Genomic DNA, 426 nt, shown 5'->3' on the forward strand with positions numbered 1-426 from the left:
ACCCCTGGCAGCTCGACCTCGCCGCCGACGACCTCGCCCCCGCGTTCGCCGACGGGCGTCTCGTCCGGCTCGGTGAGACGCGCGGGGCGGTGTGGCCCACGGCGGCCGTCCGCACCGTGTACGCGCCCGGCGACGACCTGTTCCTGAAGTTCAGCCTCGACGTGCGCATCACCAACGACGTCCGCCGGCTGTGGCGGCACGACCTGGCCCGCCTGCGCGCCACCGACACGGCCGTACGGGACGCCTTCGCCGACGGCCCGGCGGGCGGGGCCTGGCTGAGCGACCGGGGGCACCGCACCGCCGACTTCGCCGTGGAGCAGCTGGCGGTCGTGGTCCGCGACGGCTTCGACGGCCGTCTGGCCCCCGGTGCCACGCCCTGCCTGGCCGCCGCCCTGGTGGAGGGCTTCGACGGCGACCCGCTCGCCG

1 protein-coding gene is annotated in these 426 nt (G+C 77.2%); it reads left to right on the top strand.

Going from position 1 to position 426, the window contains the following annotated elements; genetic code table 11:
- The coding region (locus CCN29_RS36725; protein WP_442538692.1) for an IucA/IucC family protein at positions 1 to 426 on the top strand (426 nt) is incomplete at both ends.

Origin of the sequence: Streptomyces pseudogriseolus (assembly GCA_002154585.1) — a bacterium.
GTDB classification, from domain to species: domain Bacteria; phylum Actinomycetota; class Actinomycetes; order Streptomycetales; family Streptomycetaceae; genus Streptomyces; species Streptomyces pseudogriseolus.